Below are 17,984 nucleotides of genomic sequence, written 5' to 3'. Positions count from 1 at the left end.
CGTCACCAGGTGACGTACGCAGCCGCGCGACTGCCTGTACGGCCGACTGCCTACTCGGCGTCGGACGCCTGCGCGGCCGAAGCCGCGGTCTTCTTGGCGGCGGCCGTCTTCGTAGTGGTCTTCTTCGCGGCCGTCGTCTTCTTGGCGGCCGTCTTCTTCGCTGCCGTCTTCTTGGCGGCGGTCTTCTTGGCGGGAGCCTTCTTGGCGGTCTTCTTGGCCGGACCCTTCGCCCGCTTCTCGGCGAGCAGTTCGTAGCCCCGCTCGGCGGTGATGTCCTCGACGCTGTCGGCCGCCCGCAGCGTCGCGTTCGTCTCGCCGTCCGTGACGTACGCCCCGAAGCGGCCGTCCTTGACGACGACCGGCTTTCCGCTGACCGGGTCCTCGCCGAGCTCCTTCAGCGGCGGCTTGGCGGCGGCCCGCCCGCGCTGCTTGGGCTGGGCGTAGATCGCGAGGGCCTCGTCCAACGTGATGTTGAAGAGCTGCTCCTCGGTCTCGATGGACCGCGAGTCCGTGCCCTTCTTCAGATACGGGCCGTAGCGGCCGTTCTGCGCGGTGATCTCCACGCCCTCGGCGTCCGTCCCGACCACGCGCGGCAGGGACATCAGCTTCAGGGCGTCCTCGAGCGTCACCGTGTCGAGTGACATGGACTTGAAGAGCGAGGCCGTCCGCGGCTTGACCGCGTTCTTGCCGGTCTTCGGGGTGCCCTCGGGGAGCACCTCGGTGACGTACGGGCCGTAGCGGCCGTCCCTGGCGATGATCTCGTGGCCCGACGCGGGGTCGGTGCCGAGCGCGAAGTCGCCGCTCGGCTTGGCGAGCAGCTCCTCGGCGTACTCGACGGTCAGCTCGTCCGGCGGCATGTCGTCGGGCACGTCGGCGCGCTGGTGGCCCTCCGCGTCCTTCTCGCCGCGCTCGATGTACGGGCCGTAGCGGCCGACCCGCAGCACGATGCCGTCACCGACGGGGAAGGAGGAGATCTCCCGGGCGTCGATCGCGCCCAGGTCGGTCACCAGTTCCTTGAGCCCGCCGAGGTGGTCGCCGTCGCCGTTGCCCGCGTTGGAGGCGGCACCCGCGTCGTCGCCCTCGCCGAAGTAGAAGCGCCGCAGCCACGGCACGGCCTGGGCCTCGCCCCGCGCGATGCGGTCGAGGTCGTCCTCCATGCGTGCGGTGAAGTCGTAGTCGACGAGCCGCCCGAAGTGCGTCTCCAGGAGGTTGACCACGGCGAAGGACAAGAAGGAGGGCACCAGGGCCGTGCCCTTCTTGAAGACGTAGCCGCGGTCGAGGATCGTGCCGAGGATCGACGCGTACGTCGACGGGCGGCCGATCTCGCGCTCTTCGAGCTCCTTGACCAGCGAGGCCTCGGTGTAGCGGGCCGGCGGCTTGGTCGCGTGGCCGTCGACCGAGATCTCGTCGGCGGACAGCGCGTCGCCCTCGCTGACCTGCGGGAGCCTGCGCTCACGGTCGTCGAGCTCGGCGTTCGGGTCGTCCGCGCCCTCTACGTAGGCCTTCATGAAGCCGTGGAAGGTGATGGTCTTGCCGGACGCGTTGAACTCGGCGTCGCGGCCGTCGGCGGCCGTGCCACCGATCTTGACCGTGACGGAGTTGCCGACCGCGTCCTTCATCTGGGAGGCGACGGTCCGCTTCCAGATCAGCTCGTAGAGCCGGAACTGGTCGCCGGTCAGGCCGGTCTCGGCGGGCGTGCGGAAACGATCACCCGAAGGACGGATCGCCTCGTGCGCCTCCTGCGCGTTCTTGACCTTCCCGGCGTACGTGCGGGGCTTGTCCGGCAGGTAGTCGCTGCCGTAGAGCTGCGTGACCTGGGCGCGGGCGGCGGTGATCGCCGTGTCGGACAGCGTCGTGGAGTCCGTACGCATGTAGGTGATGAAGCCGTTCTCGTACAGCTTCTGGGCCACCTGCATCGTGGCCTTCGCGCCGAAGCCCAGCTTGCGGCTGGCCTCCTGCTGCAGCGTCGTCGTACGGAACGGCGCGTACGGCGAGCGGCGGTAGGGCTTGGACTCGACGGAGCGGACCGCGAACCGGGTGTTCTCCAGGGCCGCGGCGAGCGAACGGGCGTTCGCCTCGTCCAGGTGCAGCGTGTCGGACTTGAGCTGTCCGACCGAGTTGAAGTCACGGCCCTGCGCGATGCGCTTGCCGTCGACCGTGGTGAGGCGGGCGACCAGCTGCGAGGGGTCGGACGCGTCACCGGTGCGGCCGGTGCCGAAGGTGCCCGTCAGGTCCCAGTACTCGGCGGAGCGGAAGGCGATGCGCTCGCGCTCACGCTCGACGACGAGGCGGGTCGCCACGGACTGGACACGGCCCGCCGACAGGCGCGGCATGACCTTCTTCCACAGGACCGGCGAGACCTCGTAGCCGTAGAGACGGTCGAGGATGCGGCGGGTCTCCTGGGCGTCGACCATGCGCTTGTTGAGCTCGCGCGGGTTGGCGACGGCGCCCTGGATCGCGGCCTTGGTGATCTCGTGGAAGACCATCCGCTTGACCGGGACCTTGGGCTTCAGGACCTCGAGGAGGTGCCACGCGATGGCTTCGCCCTCGCGGTCCTCATCGGTGGCGAGGAAGAGTTCGTCGGAGTCCTTCAGCAGGTCCTTGAGCTTCTTGACCTGCGCCTTCTTGTCGGAGTTGACGACATAGATGGGCTCGAAGTCGTTCTCGACGTCCACGCCGAGACGGCGCACCTCGCCGGTGTACTTGTCGGGTACCTCCGCGGCGCCGTTGGGGAGGTCGCGGATGTGCCCGACGCTCGCCTCGACTACGTAGCCGGGGCCGAGGTAACCCTTGATCGTCTTCGCCTTGGCAGGCGACTCGACGATGACGAGTCGGCGGCCGCCCTTTGCGGTCTCGCTGGTCGGGGACAACTTCGCTCTTCTCTCCGGTCGGTACTCGGTGGCCGTGCTGCGTGGCCTCGCTCGGTGCGCTTGCGTTGCGCTGACGCTGCGGAGTGTGACGGTACATCCCGCCCCCGTGTCAAACGGGAAAAGCCCGCAACGGCCACTCGAACGGTAACCCGACTACCGCCATTCCTGCCGCCCGGAGTGGCGACCTGCCCTTTCACCACCGGCTTCACGGTCGGCTCCGTACCGGCCCGGCACCTGCGCCGGGCCTACGGCCCGTACGTGTCCCGAGGCCACCGACCACTTCCGGTCACAGCCGAGTGAAACACCACACTCCGAGCATCAGCGCGCCCGACCCGGCAAGCGCCGCGAGTGTCGCCGATGCGACAGGGTTCACACCCTGGGCGACCGGCGAGCGGTGCGCCACGCGTGCCCCGGTCCACAGCAGCAGCCCCGCTCCGAACAGCGCGAATACCGTGCCCGCGAAGATCGCTGGTCCGCTCTCCATGGCATTGCCTCCCCGTACTGAGTTCCCGGATTGGGAAACTGGCACGCCCGGGAAGCCGGGGCGCGAACCCCGGGTGAACGGAGGGCGCCCGGCCTGAATCACCGGCCGGCGCCGGGTCCGACCCGACCGGAACCGGTCACCTCTCGGCGGTTCGCACAGTCCACCTTCTCGATGTACGTCCAGCGGTCGCCGACGCCCATCCATCCCACCCAGAACGGGGGAGCGATGTCCCCGAAACGTACGAGACACGCCGTACGCGTACCGCCAACGGACCGGCGGCCCGCCTCACGGCCCGCACGGCGCCGCTACGACCCGGCAGGCTCCAGGAAGCCCTGCTCGACGAGGAGCCTGATCTGCGCGGGCGTGCGGTCCCGCAGCAATACGGGGTCCTCCCCCACCAGTTGGGCGATCGCGTCGAGGATCCGCCCCGCGCTCAGCGTCCCGTCGCACACACCGGCGAAGCCCGCGCCCACCGTGTCCACCTTGGTGGCCCGCCGCATCCCGCGGTGCTGGCGCAGCACGACGTGCTCGGGGTCCTCGGCGCCGGGGAGCCCGACCTGCTCCTGCACGACCTCGTCCGCGAGCTTGAAGTGCCCCGCGAGCAGCGCGGCGTCGTCGTGTGCCCGCAGGAAGTCCTGGCGCGCGAAGTGCTCCCGCACCGTCTCGCCCAGCGGCTGCTCGACGGGGTGCGGCCACTCCTCCACGGTCACGGACGGCTCTGCGGCACCTGCGCCCGTTCCGGCACCGGTCTTGCGCAGCGTGATCCACCCGAACCCGACCGCGCGCGTCTTGCGGGCCTCGAACTCGTCCAGCCACGCGTCGTACCGCGCCGCGTACTCCTCTGGGTCCGTGCGGTGGTCCCCGGCGTCCCGCAGCCACAGCTCGGCGTACTGCGTGATGTCCTGCACCTCGCGCTGCACGATCCACGCGTCGCACCCGCGCGGCACCCAGGAACGGAGCCGCTCGGTCCACTCCTCGCCGTCCACGTGCTGCCAGTTGGCGAGGAAGTGCGCGTACCCCCCTTCGTTCAACCGCTCCCCCGCCTGCTGAACGAGCGACCGGCACAGATCGTCCCCGCCCATCCCGCCGTCGCGGTAGGTGAGCCGCGCCCCGGGAGAGATCACGAAGGGCGGATTGGACACGATCAGGTCGTACGTCTCCTCGCCCACGGGTTCGAAGAGGGAGCCCTCGCGCAGGTCCGCCTCGGGCGCCCCGGAGAGCGCGAGGGTGAGCCGTGTGATGTGCAGGGCCCGGGGGTTGAGGTCGGTCGCGGTCACCCGGGTGGCGTGTTGCGCGGCGTGCAACGCCTGGATCCCGGAGCCGGTGCCGAGGTCGAGAGCGCTGGCCACCGGTGCACGCACCGTGAGTCCGGCGAGCGTCGTCGAGGCCCCGCCGACACCGAGGACGACCCCTTCGTCATGGCTGCCGATGCCACCGGCACCGCCGACGGCGCACCCCAGGTCCGAGACGATGAACCAGTCCTCGCCGCTGGGCCCGCCGTAGGGCCGCACGTCCACCGTCGCCTTCAGCGCGCCCTCACCGTCCGCCGCGGACAGCCAACCGCCCTCCAGTAGAGGGCCGACGGGCAGAACGGCCGCCACGCGCGCGTGCGGCACGGAACGCTGGAGCAGGAAGAGCCGTACGAGCGTCTCCAGCGGCCCTTCGCCGCGGGTGGCCCGCAGCGCGGGCACCGTCTCGCTGCGGGCGAGCGCCGTGTAGGCAGGCGCCCCGAGAAGCTCGAGCAGCCCATCAGCGGTGAAGTCGGCCGCCAGCAGGGCTTCGCGCAACTGGGCGGAGACGTCGGCACGATCGGACGAGGGCAGGGGGGCGCTAGCGATACTCACCCCTTCATTGTGACCCGATACGCCGTTCCTAGCCGCCCCCGCTGCGGGCAGGCGTCCGCAGGGCGGGTCCCACCCTGGCGCAGCTCGACGCAACGCTGCCCCGGAGCCGACGGGTAGTCCCCCAGGCTCCGGGGCAGCACGTCAAAGAGGGGACAACCCCTAGGCGGCGGAAGGCGTGGCGCTGGCGGACTTGCAGCTGTCCTGCTTGCTCATCGCCTTGCCCACCTCGCCCTCCTGCAACTTCTCAAGGGCCTCGTTGCCGCTCTTGCTCAGCTTGTCCAGCTCTCCCGCGACGCTCTTGAGACCGTCCGCGAAGTCCGCCTGGTTCTTGGTGTCCAGGCCGTCGACCTTCTTCTTCAGGTCGCCGTACGACTTGGAGATGGCGTTCAGTTCCTTGACCGCGTCGTCGGTCTTCTTCTGACCGCCGTCGACCGGCGGGGCACCCGCGTCCTTCACGGCGGTGCCCATCGCCTTGTAGGCGTCGGACATGTCCTGGAACGCCTTGGAGTCGGTCTTCTGGACGTCCTCCGGCGAGCTGTTGTCCGAGGTCTCCTTCTGGATCGCGGCGTTGGCCGCGGCGATCTTCTTCGACTGCGGCTGGACCGAGTCACAGACGTCCTTGGCCCAGGAGTCCAGCTTCTCGTTGCCGTCGTCGCTGCAGCCCGACAGCGCCAGTACCAGTACCGCACCGCCGGACAGTGCGGCTGCAAGCTTCTTGTTCACCGGATTGGTCCCTTCCATGGCTCTCGGCCCCGGAACTTACACGCCAACTGGGCTACAACCGCATGCCGGGGGTCCGGTACCACCCCTATTGAAGCCATTTGCACCAAGCAGAGAGCGCGAGAGAAGGCTCACGAGAGTTTCACCGGGCGCACGGCCAGGCACACGAAGGGCGGACGCCGCGTCAAAACGCGCCGCCCGCCCGTGTGTTGGGCAGAGTCTGACCCGGTGTTACGAAACCACGGCCGGGTCAGCCGAGTTGCCTACTCGCTCCGCACCACCTTCCTCCTGGTCGCCCACGGCGATGCCTCGCCTCTTGGAGACGTACACCGCGCCGATGATGACCAGGATCGAGAGCACCGCGATCACGGCCCGCACCCCGGCGCTCGCGTCGTCCCCGTAGCTGAACTGGACGACCGCGGGCGCGATGAGCAGCGCCACCAGGTTCATCACCTTCAGGAGCGGGTTGATCGCCGGGCCCGCGGTGTCCTTGAACGGGTCACCGACGGTGTCACCGATCACCACCGCGGCATGGGCCTCACTGCCCTTGCCGCCGTGGTGGCCGTCCTCGACGAGCTTCTTCGCGTTGTCCCAGGCGCCGCCGGAGTTGGCGAGGAAGACCGCCATCAGCGTGCCCGTGCCGATCGCGCCCGCCAGGAACGAGCCGAGCGCGCCGACGCCGAGCGAGAAGCCGACCGCGATCGGTGTCAGCACGGCGAGCAGACCCGGGGTGGCCAACTCGCGCAGCGCGTCCTTGGTGCAGATGTCGACGACGCGCCCGTACTCCGGTTCCTCGGAGTAGTCCATGATCCCGGGGTGCTCGCGGAACTGCCGCCGCACCTCGTAGACCACCGCTCCCGCCGACCTCGACACCGCGTTGATCGCGAGCCCCGAGAAGAGGAAGACGACCGCGGCGCCCAGGATCAGGCCGACCAGGTTGTTGGGCTGTGAGATGTCCATCACGAGGTTCATCGGGGCGCCGTCGCCCATCTTCTCTCCGACGTCCTTGGCCGCGGTCGCGATGGCGTCGCGATACGAGCCGAAGAGCGCGGCGGCCGCGAGAACGGCCGTGGCGATGGCGATGCCCTTGGTGATGGCCTTGGTGGTGTTGCCGACGGCGTCCAGGTCGGTGAGCACCTGCGCGCCCGCGCCCTCGACGTCGCCGGACATCTCCGCGATGCCCTGCGCGTTGTCGGAGACCGGACCGAAGGTGTCCATGGCGACGATCACGCCGACCGTGGTGAGCAGGCCGGTTCCGGCGAGCGCCACCGCGAACAGGGCGAGCATGATCGACGTACCGCCGAGCAGGAACGCCCCGTACACGCCGAGCCCGATCAGGAGCGCGGTGTAGACGGCCGATTCGAGCCCGATCGAGATGCCCGCCAGAACGACGGTGGCCGGGCCGGTGAGCGACGTCTTGCCGATGTCCTTCACGGGCCGCCGGGTGGTCTCCGTGAAGTACCCGGTGAGCTGCTGGATCAGCGCGGCCATCACGATGCCGATCGCGACGGCGACCACCGCGAGAACGCGCGGATCGCCGGCGTGACCCGCGATCGTCGCGTCACTGACGCCGTCCAGGTCGGCGTACGACGACGGCAGGTAGACGAAGACCGCCACGGCCACGAGCACCAGCGAGATGATCGCCGAGATGAAGAACCCGCGGTTGATGGCGGTCATCCCGCTGCGGTCGGAGCGCCGGGGCGCCACCGCGAAGATGCCGATCATCGCCGTCACGACGCCGATCGCCGGAACGATCAGCGGGAAGGCGAGCCCGGCGTCGCCGAACGCGACCTTGCCGAGGATCAGTGCGGCGACCAGGGTCACCGCATAGGACTCGAAGAGGTCGGCGGCCATTCCCGCACAGTCGCCGACGTTGTCGCCCACGTTGTCGGCGATGGTCGCGGCATTCCTCGGGTCGTCCTCCGGAATGCCCTGTTCGACCTTGCCGACCAGGTCGGCGCCGACGTCGGCGGCCTTGGTGAAGATGCCGCCGCCCACACGCATGAACATCGCGATCAGCGCCGCCCCGAGGCCGAAGCCCTCGAGGACCTTCGGCGCGTCGGCCGCGTAGACCAGCACCACAGTGGAGGCGCCCAGAAGACCGAGCCCGACCGTGAACATGCCGACAACGCCGCCCGTGCGGAAAGCGATCTTCATGGCCTTGTGTGAAACAGCGGTGAGATCCTTTTCGGGTTCACCTTCCGCCGGAGTGGCCTCTCGTGCGGCTGCCGCCACACGAACATTGCTGCGTACGGCGAGCCACATGCCGATATAGCCGGTGGTCGCCGAGAACACCGCACCGATCAAGAAGAAGATCGATCGGCCGGCACGCTGATTCCAGTCGTCTGCGGGCAGCAGCATGAGCAGGAAGAACACCACGACGGCGAAAACACCGAGAGTGCGCAACTGCCTGCCGAGGTAGGCATTGGCGCCCTCCTGGATCGCCTTCGCGATCTTCTTCATGCTGTCGGTGCCCTCGTCGGCCGCGAGTACCTGGCGTACGAGTACCCAGGCGACCGCGAGCGCCGCGACCGCGACGGCCGCGATGACCATCACGATGAGGCGGTTGTCGTCGGTCAGTACTGCGGCTGCGAAGGTTGAGGGGTGATCAAACTGATGAGGGGAAGAAAGCCCCGCCATTCGTCCTCCTTGACGCTGGGGCTGAGCTCAAGATGTGGACGGATTGTAGGGAGCGGAACCTGATCAAAACAGAGCGCCGCAAACGGAATTGGCTCGAGATTGCTTCCCAGCAAATGATCGCGACCGCAGAATGGACCCGAAAGCGGTAATGCCCCAAAAGCGTTGACGGCAGTCGGCAGTCCCGAGGCAATTGACTGAGGCAATGATCCACAAAAGAAAAAGGCCCTGCTCCCGAGTCGGGAGCAAGACCTTGATACGACGAGAAGGAGGGGGTGGGTGGACCCGCCGGGTCCGGGTCAGAGAAGCGGCGCGGGTGTGGTCGGCCACGTCATCCGGATGAGACCGCCGCCCTCGCCCGCGGTGACCTCCACGTCGTCCACGAGCCCGCTGATGACGGCGAGACCCATCTCGTCCTCACCCTCGGCGTCCGGATCGACGCCCGCACCGGGCCCGGAGCCGGGTTCCCGGTCGCCGGGAATCGCGTGCGGGGCCTCGTCGCCGACCTCGATGGAGAACTGCTTCTCGTCCTCGATCAGGGCGACCCGCACCGGCGCCGAGACGCCGTTGCTCTGGTGCAGCCCCACGGCGCGCGTGCAGGCCTCTCCGACAGCGAGTCTGACCTCGTCGAGGACGGCCTCGTCCACTCCGGCCCTGCGCGCGACCGCGGCCGCCACGAGCCGGGCGGTCCTGACGTGCTCGGGCAGCGCGCTGAAGCGGAGTTCAACGGTGGCCATGCATCCCCCTCGGACATACGCGCGTGCTGTCAGGGGGCCGGGCCGAGGGCCCGGTCCCCTGCTGTTCTGCCACTCCCGGGCCGCGCAAGCAGCCGACCCGGGACGTCCGGCTCTCAGTCGGTGGCCGCGACCGCTTCCTCGACCGAGGTGTGAATGGGGAACACCTTGGTCAGGCCGGTGATGCGGAAGATCTTCAAAATGCGCTCCTGGTTGCAGACCAGGCGCAGCGAGCCCTCATGGGCACGCACCCGCTTCAGGCCGCCGACCAGCACGCCGAGCCCGGTGGAGTCGAGGAAGTCCACGCCCTCCATGTCGACGACCAGGTGGAAACTGCCGTCGTTCACCAACTCGACCAACTGTTCGCGCAACTTGGGCGCGGTATAAACATCGATTTCGCCACCGACCTCGACGACCGTACGATCGCCGACGGTACGGGTCGACAGGGACAGGTCCACGGATCCTCCAGCACCTTGCTATCGAGCGGTCATCCCTCGGGACACCTCGGCAGAGCCCCCAGGACGGATCGCCAGCCGCGATGGCATTCAATCACTTACCGGCAGGCGTGCACGACGCCTTGGGACCATTGTCCATCCCGCCGGTGACACACTCGGTGCCGATGGCCAACTTTTCTCAACCGGGCGGACCCACCTCGGGCGCCCCGGTACGCACGTCTCCGCGGGCGGTCCTGGACCGCCTCACCGCGGGGCCGAGCCGTGCTTCGCGCGTCACTCATACGGAGCACTTGCCCCCGCGCGAGGCCCGATATGCAGTCTGGCCTGATCGCATCCGTTCCGAGGTCGTCTCCGCGGTCCAGTCGGCAGGGATCGAGCATCCCTGGGCCCACCAGGCGCTCGCCGCCGAGCACGCCCTGGACGGCGAATCGGTCATCGTCGCCACCGGAACCGCATCGGGAAAGTCGCTCGCCTACCTCACCCCCGTCCTCTCGGCCCTCCTGGACGGCTCGGAGGCCCCCAACGGCCGCGGCACGACCGCGCTGTACCTGGCCCCGACCAAGGCCCTGGCCGCCGACCAGCGCCGCGCGGTGCGCGAACTGGCGGCGCCCCTGGGCAACGCGATCCGCCCCGCCGTGTACGACGGCGACACCCCCGTCGAAGAACGCGAATGGGTACGTCAGTACGCCAACTACGTCCTGACCAACCCCGACATGCTGCACCGCGGGATACTCCCGTCCCACCCCCGCTGGTCCTCCTTCCTGCGCTCCCTGCGCTATGTCGTCATCGACGAGTGCCACACCTACCGCGGCGTCTTCGGCTCGCACGTCGCCCAGGTCCTGCGCCGCCTGCGCCGCCTCTGCGCCCGCTACGGCTCCGACCCCGTCTTCCTCCTCGCCTCCGCCACCTCCGCCGAGCCGGCGAGCTCCGCGGAACGCCTCATCGGGCTTCCCGTGCAGGAGGTCGCCGACGACGCCTCACCCCGCGGCGACCTCGTCTTCGCCCTGTGGGAGCCCCCGCTCACCGAACTGCATGGCGAGAAGGGCGCCCCCGTCCGCCGCACCGCCACCGCCGAGACGGCCGACCTGCTGACCGACCTGACCGTCCAGGGAGTCCGCTCGGTCGCCTTCGTACGCTCCCGGCGCGGCGCCGAGCTGATCGCGGTGATCGCCCAGGAACGCCTCGCCGAGGTCGACCGCTCCCTGGCCCGCCGCGTGGCCGCCTACCGGGGCGGATATCTCCCCGAGGAACGCCGCGCCCTGGAGCGCGCCCTGCACTCGGGCGAACTGCTCGGCCTCGCGGCCACCACCGCCCTCGAACTCGGCGTGGACGTCTCCGGGTTGGACGCCGTGATCATCGCCGGCTATCCGGGGACCCGCGCCTCGCTCTGGCAGCAGGCGGGCCGCGCCGGGCGCTCCGGGCAGGGCGCGCTGGCCGTCCTCGTCGCCCGTGACGACCCGCTGGACACGTATCTCGTCCACCACCCCGAAGCGCTGTTCCAGCAGCCGGTGGAGTCGACGGTCCTTGACCCCGACAACCCGTACGTCCTCGCGCCCCACCTCTGCGCGGCCGCCGCGGAACTCCCGCTCACGGACGACGACTTGATCCTCTTCGGCCCGGCCACCGAGGACCTGCTCCCGCAGCTGGAGGCCGCGAAGCTGCTGCGCCGCCGCACGAAGGCCTGGCACTGGACCCGCCGGGAGCGGGCCGCCGACCTCACCGACATCCGCGGCGAGGGCGGCAAGCCCATCCAGATCGTCGAGGAGGGCACGGGCAGGCTGCTCGGCACCGTCGACGCGTCCGCCGCGCACACCGCCGTCCACGAGGGCGCGGTCCACCTCCACCAGGGCCGGACCTATCTCGTGCGCCGCCTGGACCTGGAGGACTCGGTCGCCCTGGTCGAGGAGGCCGGGCCGCCCTACTCCACGACCGCCCGCGACACCACGGCCATCTCCATCCTGGAGACGGACACCGAGATCCCCTGGGGCTCCGGCCGCCTCTGCTACGGCTCCGTCGAGGTCACCAACCAGGTCGTCTCCTTCCTGCGCCGCAGGCTCATCACCGGTGAGGTCCTCGGCGAGACGAAGCTGGACCTGCCGCCCCGCACCCTGCGCACCCGCGCGGTCTGGTGGACGGTCACCGAGGACCAGCTGGACGCCGCCCGCGTCAATCCGGAGATCCTCGGCGGCGCCCTGCACGCCGCCGAGCACGCCTCCATCGGCATGCTGCCGCTCTTCGCGACCTGCGACCGCTGGGACATCGGCGGCGTCTCCGTGCCGCTGCATCCGGACACGCTCCTGCCGACCGTGTTCGTGTACGACGGCCACCCGGGCGGCGCGGGCTTCGCCGAGCGGGCCTTCCACACGGCCCGCGAGTGGCTGACCGCCACCCGCGAGGCCATCGCCTCCTGCGAGTGCGAGGCGGGCTGCCCCTCCTGCATCCAGTCCCCGAAGTGCGGCAACGGCAACGACCCCCTGCACAAACGCGGCGCCGTCCGCCTCCTCACCACCCTGCTCAAGGACGCGCCCGCCCCGCTCAAGGACGCACCCGCCTCCTGAGGAACGGCTAAGGACGCACCCACCTCCTGGGGAGCAGCTGCCGCCCGGCGCCGGGCCTTCGTCTGCCCGCCCGGGCGCCGAGCGCCCTGCCCTCACCTCTGGCTTCCGCCCAGCAGGCGCCACATCGGCGTCTGACAGCCCTCCGGCGGCTTGCGGCAACCGCATGTCCGCCCGCCACCCCGCACCCGCCACAGCCCCCGCTGCCGCCGCCGGAGCAACCGGGCCCGCCGGGCCCGCCGGGCCCGCCCTGGATCTGACCTCCGCCGCGAACGGGCCGAAGCCCGCCGCCGCGGTGACGTCCGAGATCTCGCCGTGCACCGCGCACCGCACGATGCGCGTCCCCTGTGCCTCGGCCACCCGCCCGGCCTTGGCACACGCCCCGGAACGCCCCTCCATCCAATGGTCCGCCGCCGCGAGCGCCGCCAAGTCGGCCGCGCCGCCCGCTCGATGGCGGGCGACGATCACCTGCCCCATCGCGAGGACCGCCCCGCAGACCACGCACAGCACGGCCATCACGACGACGACCCACACCGTGGCGGCTCCCCGGTCCGACGCGACCCCGGCGGTTCGAAAGCCGCCCCGCCGGGCTCCCCGGTCCGACGCGGCCCCGCCGGTCCGGAACCAGCCCCGCCCCCTCACGCGCCCACCCCCAACGTCTCCTCGGCCAACGCCACCGCCTCCGACCGCAACCGCAGCCCGAGCCCAAGCGCCCGGGGCCCCGGCGATTCCGCCACGACCTCCACCCGCACCAGGTCGCCGTCCCGCCGCACGGCCACCGACGCACCACGCGGCGCCGCCTGCCGAGCCGCCGCCACGGCCGCGCTCTCGGGGTCCTGCCGGGCCATCGCGCGAGCCCCGGCCCGTGCCGCGTCCACGCACTGGATCTGCGCGGACGCGGCCAGCAACGCCCAGACCAGGGCCATCGTGAACAGCACGAGCGTGGGCAGCACCACGGCGGCCTCGGCCGTCACGAACCCGTCGTCCCCGTTTCCGTGACGGCACCGGCGGCCCCGACCGCCCCGGCCGCCCCGCACCCGCCCAGAACGGGGCATCTCAGACCTGGGAACCTCAGAACGGGGCACCTCAGAACTGGACATCGAGCGCCTTCTCCACGACCGCCTGCAGCGCCGCCCTGACCTGCCCGCTCGTCACCACCTTGTAGAGCAGTCCGGCGAACCCCACCGCCGCGATCAGCCCCATCGCGTACTCCGAAGTGACCATCCCCGCGTCCTTCCGCACCGCACGTGCCCTGCACCGCAGCGCCCGAGCCCGCGCCCGCGCCCGCGCACACAGCTGTCCCCACATCGCAACCCCCATGATTTTTCGGTCCGTTCACGTCACGGCAGCCCCACCTCACGAGACCGCCGTCCAACAACTCGGCCGTTCAACAGCTCGGCCGTCGAGCCGCTCAGAGGCCGCCCAGAAGCCGGTCCAAACTCCGCTTCAGATGCCGCTCAACAAGCCACCCGCCAGGCCGATCAGCACAGGCAGCACCCCCACCGCGATGAATGCGGGCAAGAAGAACAGCCCCACCGGCGCGGTCATCAGGACGCCGGCCCTGCGCGCCGCCGCCGTCGCCGTACGGCCCCGTTCCGCGCGGCAGTCCGCGGCGAGGCGCGCCACCGATTCCGCCGCAGGCGCCCCTGACTCCCCCGCCCGCTCCAGCAGGCGGGCCAGCGCCCCCGCGCCCGGTATCGCGCCCAACTTCCGCCACGCGTCGCTTGGTGCAGCGCCGAGCCGCACCTCTGCGGCCCCCTGCGCGAGCCGCTCCCCGACCGGCCCCTTGAGCGCATCGCCGACAGCCTGAGCAGCCACGACGGGCCCCGCGCCCGCAGCGACACAGGCCGCCAACAGGTCTGCCGCCAAGGGCAGTTGCCGAGCCGCCTCACCGGCGTCGAACTCCGCGTCGCGCACCCCCCGCCCCCGCCGCCAACGCCACACGCCGTACCCGGCGCCCAACCCCACGAGGCACCCCGGAACACCGCCCACCAGCACCCATCCGGCGCACACCGCTCCGACCACCGCCGGCCACCCCCGCACCGCGCCCCGCCACCGGAACCACCGCCCGGACGAGACTCCTGGCGGCGGCCGCTCCGCCACCCCCAGGACGACTCCCGCACGCCCCCGCACCGCCCGCTCGCGCCGCGCCGCAAGGACCGCCGACATCAGCCACAGCACGGCCGCAACTCCCCACACGGCCACCCCCAGCTTCTGGACATCGAGACTCATCGCTCCTCCGCTCCCCGCACGATCCGCAGCGCCCACCACACGCCGACGCCCTCCAAAACCCCGCCGACCGCCAGACATCCGAGCCCCGCCCCGGTGTGCAGCAACACCCGCAGCGGTGCCGCCCCGAGCGCGCTTCCCATGAGCAGCCCCAGGACCGGAAGCCCCGCGAGCATCACCGCTGCCGACCGCGCCCCCGCCAACTGGGCTCGCAAATCCGCACGTTGATCGCGCTCGGCCCGCAGCGCGCCCTCCAGCCGTTCGAGCCCCGCCGCGAGCCCGGCGCCCCGGTCCACCGCCACCCGCCAGCACGCCGCGAGCCCCAGCAGCCCCTGCGCGCCCGGCTCCCGCGCCGCCTCCTCAAGCGCCCTCGGCACATCCCCGCCGAACCGCGCCGCCGCAAGAACCCCGGCCCGCGCCTCACCGAGCCCGGCCCAGGCTCCGGCATCAGCAAGCCCGAGGCCTCCACCAGCCGCGGTCCTCAGCGCCTCGCCCGGCTGCCGCCCCGCCCGCACCTCTCCCGCCAGCGCCCCGCACAACGCGATCACCGCGGTGTCCCGCCGCTCCCCTTCGAGGCGCGCATCTCTGGCCCGCCGTACGCGCCGTAGCAGCGGAACCCCTGCCGCCCCCAGGACCAGCGGGACCACGGATTCCCCGAGCAGTGCGACCACCGCCCCGCCCGCCAGGGCCCACCACTCGTGCCGCATCCGTCCGCCGGCGAAGGCCACCGCCCGCCGCCACGCCGCGTCCCCCGGTGCGAGCTCGCCGCCGTCCGCGAGCACCGCCCGCGTCCGCCGCAGCCCGTGGGCCCGCCCGACCATCAGCCAGGCCGCGCTTCCCGCGCACACCGCCGCCGCCACCCCCGCCGCACTCATCCCCCACCACTCCAACCACCGCCCGCCAGAAGCGAGTCCAGCCGCTCCCAGCCCCGCTCCCGGACAAACTCCTTCTCGCCCCACCGCAGCGCGGGCACCGTCACCACGAGGCCGGACGGATCGCGCTCCAGGACGTGCACCTCGGCGATCCGCCGCCGTCCCGCCCGGTCCCGTACGAGATGGAGCACCACCGACAGCGCGGCCGCCAACTGGCTGTGCAGCGCCGCCCGGTCGAGCCCGGCCGCCGTGCCCAGTGCCTCCAGGCGGGCGGGCACATCGCTGGCGGCGTTGGCGTGGACCGTGCCGCAGCCGCCCTCATGACCCGTGTTCAGAGCGGCAAGGAGATGGACCACCTCCGCGCCCCGCACCTCGCCCACGACCAGCCGGTCGGGACGCATCCGCAGCGCCTGGCGCACCAGGTCGTCCAGGCCGACCTGACCGGCGCCCTCCTGATTCGCGGGCCTGGCCTCGAGACGCACCACGTGCGGGTGTTCCGGGCGCAGCTCCGCCGAGTCCTCGGCGAGCACGATCCGCTCCCCCGGCCCGACAAGGCCCAGGAGCGCGCTCAGGAGCGTCGTCTTGCCCGAACCCGTACCGCCACTGATCAGGTACGAGAGCCTGGCGTCGAGCAGGGCGCGCAGCACCCGGTCCCCGCCCGGCGGCACCGTCCCCGCCGCTGTCAGTTCCGCGAGGGTGAAGGCCCGGGGCCGTACGACACGCAAGGAGAGGCACGTCGACCCGACGGCGACCGGAGGCAGCACCGCGTGCAGGCGGGTTCCGTCCGGGAGCCGCGCGTCCACCCAGGGCCTGGCGTCGTCGAGCCGGCGTCCGGCCACGGCCGCGAGCCGCTGGGCGAGCCGCCGGACCGCCGCCGCGTCCCCGAAGGACACCCCGGTCAGTTCCAGGCCCCCGCCGCGGTCCACCCAGACCCGGTCGGGTGCGGACACCAGCACATCGGTCACCGAGTCGTCCGCGAGCAGTGTCTCCAGGGGCCCCGCGCCCACCAGCTCCGAGCGCAGCTGCGCCGCCGCCCCCAGGACTTCCGCGTCGCCGAGGACCCTGCCCTGGGCCCGCAGCGCCTCGGCGACGCGGGCCGGTGTCGGCTCGGTCCCGTTCTCCGCGAGCCACTGGCGCACTCCGTCCAGCATCCTGGCCCCCACGACGGCCCCGACGGCGGCGCTCATGATCCGCCTCCGGTGGCATCGACCGGAACCCGATCCCAGAAGGCCGCGCAGAACCGCGCCAGCGGCCCCCGTGCGACACCTCCGGGCGGCATTCCGCCGGCCTGCGCGGCCAGCAGTCCCGCTTCCCGTGGCAGCTCACCGACGAGCGGGAGGCCGAGCAGCCGCGCCACCTCTTCCGCGTCGAAGCCACCGAGGCCGTCGAGTCCGCCGCCCCCGGTGCGACCGGTGCCGCCCCTGCCGACGACCACCCGCAGATCCCGCAGCACCATCCCCACCGCCGACGCGACCCGCCGGGAGCCCGCCACCGCACGCAGCTCCGCGGGCACCACCATGAGCCCCAGATCCACCTGGGCCAGCGCCTCGGCCACCCCTTCGTCCACGCGGCGCGGCAGATCCACGACGACCACCCCGCCCCGCCTGCGAGCGGCGGCGATCACCGCCCGCATGGCCTCGGGCGGGATGACCACCGCGTCGCCCCGGTCCCAGCTCAGGACCCGCAGGGCATGCAGCTCGGGCAGCGACTCCTCGAGCGCGCCTCCGCCCACCCGGCCCCTGGACTGCGCGAACGCCGGCCAGCGAAGACCGTCGGCCGTCTCGCCGCCAAGGAGCACATCCAGCCCGCCGCCGAGCGGGTCGGCGTCCACGAGCATCGTGCGCCGCCCAGCGCGGGCCGCCGTGACGGCCAGGGCGCACGCCAGGGTGGACGCACCGGCTCCGCCGCTGCCGCCGATCACTCCCACCGTGAGCGCGGGCCGCCCCACGCCCTCGGCGACATCGGCGATGCGGTCCACCAGCCATCGTTCGCCGTCGGGCAGGACCAGCACATGGTCGGCGCCGATCTCCACCGCGCGCTGCCAGACCCCGGAGTCGTCCTGATCCCGTCCGACCAGCACGACCCCGCGCCTGCGCCCGGCTCCCCGCACGCGGTCCACCGCGTCGTCCCCGACAAGGACGAGCGGCGCCGTGTCCCAGCCGCCCCTGCGTTCCGGCACGCCGTGCCGCACCTCGGGCCGCGCTCCCGCGGCGGCGCACAGCCGCAGCAGGTCGTCCAGCAGGTCCACATCTTCCGTGACGATCAGCGGTCCGCCCTGCCGTCCATCGGACGACGGCGGCCCGTCACGCGTAATCACTCCAGCCACGATCCCCAGCCCCCTCTCACTGCAAGCCCGTTGAATGCCGCGCTCCACATGGGCGATGAGCCGGCCAAAGCAATCCGGCCATGAACTTCGCGTGCAGAACGAGCGGAATCAGCGTGCAGCGATCGCGGATAACGTGTGGATCTTGGTCAATAACTGTGGACAAGGCGGGGGCTGTGAATATCCCCATCACCCATACCGGTGACATCTCGAAGACTTCCACAGAGCAGCCTGACGACTACACACAGTGACGAATCTTGG

At 71.5% G+C, this 17,984-nt stretch carries 14 protein-coding genes and 1 pseudogene; 1 reads left to right on the top strand and 14 read right to left on the bottom strand.

The window, feature by feature from the left end; genetic code table 11:
• Positions 1-50: 50 nt before the first annotated feature.
• From topA to bldG, 7 genes are all read right to left on the bottom strand, one after another.
• Positions 51-2,870, bottom strand: coding sequence for a type I DNA topoisomerase (gene topA, locus ACZ6ZP_RS21340; RefSeq protein WP_469407855.1), 2,820 nt, complete (start codon positions 2,868-2,870; stop codon positions 51-53).
• A gap of 286 nt (positions 2,871-3,156) precedes the next feature.
• The gene (locus tag ACZ6ZP_RS21335; RefSeq protein WP_351166879.1) at positions 3,157-3,354 is read right to left on the bottom strand and encodes a hypothetical protein; all 198 of its coding nucleotides are present in this window, start codon (positions 3,352-3,354) and stop codon (positions 3,157-3,159) included.
• A 305-nt stretch (positions 3,355-3,659) separates the two neighbouring features.
• A complete protein-coding gene (locus ACZ6ZP_RS21330; protein WP_351166881.1) occupies positions 3,660-5,198 on the bottom strand; it encodes a class I SAM-dependent methyltransferase in 1,539 nt (512 codons plus the stop codon).
• A 159-nt stretch (positions 5,199-5,357) separates the two neighbouring features.
• The gene (locus ACZ6ZP_RS21325) at positions 5,358-5,939 is read right to left on the bottom strand and encodes a small secreted protein (RefSeq protein WP_351166883.1); all 582 of its coding nucleotides are present in this window, start codon (positions 5,937-5,939) and stop codon (positions 5,358-5,360) included.
• Between the two features lie 210 nt (positions 5,940-6,149).
• The gene (locus ACZ6ZP_RS21320) at positions 6,150-8,558 is read right to left on the bottom strand and encodes a sodium-translocating pyrophosphatase (RefSeq protein WP_468614387.1); all 2,409 of its coding nucleotides are present in this window, start codon (positions 8,556-8,558) and stop codon (positions 6,150-6,152) included.
• A 296-nt stretch (positions 8,559-8,854) separates the two neighbouring features.
• Entirely contained in the window at positions 8,855-9,292 is a 438-nt protein-coding gene (locus ACZ6ZP_RS21315) for an ATP-binding protein (RefSeq protein WP_351166887.1), read from the bottom strand.
• Positions 9,293-9,405: 113 nt separating this feature from the next.
• Complete coding sequence (gene bldG, locus ACZ6ZP_RS21310) at positions 9,406-9,747, bottom strand: anti-sigma factor antagonist BldG (protein WP_003975386.1); 342 nt, start codon at positions 9,745-9,747, stop codon at positions 9,406-9,408.
• 80 nt (positions 9,748-9,827) lie between these two features.
• Between bldG and ACZ6ZP_RS21305 the strand changes: the two genes are divergently transcribed.
• Positions 9,828-12,302: a DEAD/DEAH box helicase gene (locus ACZ6ZP_RS21305; protein ID WP_351166889.1), complete on the top strand. Its 2,475-nt coding sequence runs from the start codon at positions 9,828-9,830 to the stop codon at positions 12,300-12,302.
• 225 nt (positions 12,303-12,527) lie between these two features.
• Here ACZ6ZP_RS21305 and ACZ6ZP_RS21300 read toward each other — a convergent pair.
• The 7 genes and pseudogenes from ACZ6ZP_RS21300 to ssd all read right to left on the bottom strand — a co-directional run.
• A pseudogene (locus ACZ6ZP_RS21300) lies at positions 12,528-12,851 on the bottom strand (Rv3654c family TadE-like protein); the annotation flags it as partial.
• 86 nt (positions 12,852-12,937) lie between these two features.
• Positions 12,938-13,354 carry a TadE family type IV pilus minor pilin gene (locus ACZ6ZP_RS21295; protein WP_469407852.1) on the bottom strand — a complete coding sequence of 139 codons (417 nt, stop codon included), beginning with the start codon at positions 13,352-13,354 and terminating at the stop codon, positions 12,938-12,940.
• Between the two features lie 31 nt (positions 13,355-13,385).
• Positions 13,386-13,619, bottom strand: a complete 234-nt coding sequence (locus ACZ6ZP_RS21290) for a DUF4244 domain-containing protein (protein WP_383816094.1) — start codon at positions 13,617-13,619, stop codon at positions 13,386-13,388.
• A gap of 126 nt (positions 13,620-13,745) precedes the next feature.
• Positions 13,746-14,531, bottom strand: a complete 786-nt coding sequence (locus ACZ6ZP_RS21285; RefSeq protein WP_469407850.1) for a type II secretion system F family protein — start codon at positions 14,529-14,531, stop codon at positions 13,746-13,748.
• Positions 14,528-15,403, bottom strand: a complete 876-nt coding sequence (locus tag ACZ6ZP_RS21280; RefSeq protein ID WP_469407848.1) for a type II secretion system F family protein — start codon at positions 15,401-15,403, stop codon at positions 14,528-14,530. The genes ACZ6ZP_RS21285 and ACZ6ZP_RS21280 overlap by 4 nt, the downstream gene beginning before the upstream one ends.
• Positions 15,400-16,587: a TadA family conjugal transfer-associated ATPase gene (locus tag ACZ6ZP_RS21275; RefSeq protein WP_351166896.1), complete on the bottom strand. Its 1,188-nt coding sequence runs from the start codon at positions 16,585-16,587 to the stop codon at positions 15,400-15,402. The genes ACZ6ZP_RS21280 and ACZ6ZP_RS21275 overlap by 4 nt, the downstream gene beginning before the upstream one ends.
• Positions 16,584-17,726, bottom strand: a complete 1,143-nt coding sequence (gene ssd, locus ACZ6ZP_RS21270; RefSeq protein WP_351166898.1) for a septum site-determining protein Ssd — start codon at positions 17,724-17,726, stop codon at positions 16,584-16,586. Before ssd ends, ACZ6ZP_RS21275 begins: the two co-directional genes overlap by 4 nt.
• Positions 17,727-17,984 lie beyond the last annotated feature (258 nt).

Source organism: Streptomyces sp. NPDC054047, from assembly GCF_055585065.1.
This window is presented reverse-complemented; position numbering and strand designations above follow the sequence as displayed.

Excerpts from the sequence above, each read along its gene's own strand:
- ACZ6ZP_RS21335 (WP_351166879.1), bottom strand. The coding sequence starts at position 3,354 with ATGGAGAGCGGACCAGCGATCTTCGCGGGCACGGTATTCGCGCTGTTC.
- ACZ6ZP_RS21325 (WP_351166883.1), bottom strand. The coding sequence starts at position 5,939 with ATGGAAGGGACCAATCCGGTGAACAAGAAGCTTGCAGCCGCACTGTCC.
- ACZ6ZP_RS21320 (WP_468614387.1), bottom strand. The coding sequence starts at position 8,558 with ATGGCGGGGCTTTCTTCCCCTCATCAGTTTGATCACCCCTCAACCTTC.
- ACZ6ZP_RS21315 (WP_351166887.1), bottom strand. The coding sequence starts at position 9,292 with ATGGCCACCGTTGAACTCCGCTTCAGCGCGCTGCCCGAGCACGTCAGG.
- ACZ6ZP_RS21305 (WP_351166889.1), top strand. The coding sequence starts at position 9,828 with ATGGCATTCAATCACTTACCGGCAGGCGTGCACGACGCCTTGGGACCA.
- ACZ6ZP_RS21295 (WP_469407852.1), bottom strand. The coding sequence starts at position 13,354 with ATGCCCCGTTCTGGGCGGGTGCGGGGCGGCCGGGGCGGTCGGGGCCGC.
- ACZ6ZP_RS21290 (WP_383816094.1), bottom strand. The coding sequence starts at position 13,619 with ATGGGGGTTGCGATGTGGGGACAGCTGTGTGCGCGGGCGCGGGCGCGG.
- ACZ6ZP_RS21285 (WP_469407850.1), bottom strand. The coding sequence starts at position 14,531 with ATGAGTCTCGATGTCCAGAAGCTGGGGGTGGCCGTGTGGGGAGTTGCG.
- ACZ6ZP_RS21280 (WP_469407848.1), bottom strand. The coding sequence starts at position 15,403 with ATGAGTGCGGCGGGGGTGGCGGCGGCGGTGTGCGCGGGAAGCGCGGCC.
- ACZ6ZP_RS21275 (WP_351166896.1), bottom strand. The coding sequence starts at position 16,587 with ATGAGCGCCGCCGTCGGGGCCGTCGTGGGGGCCAGGATGCTGGACGGA.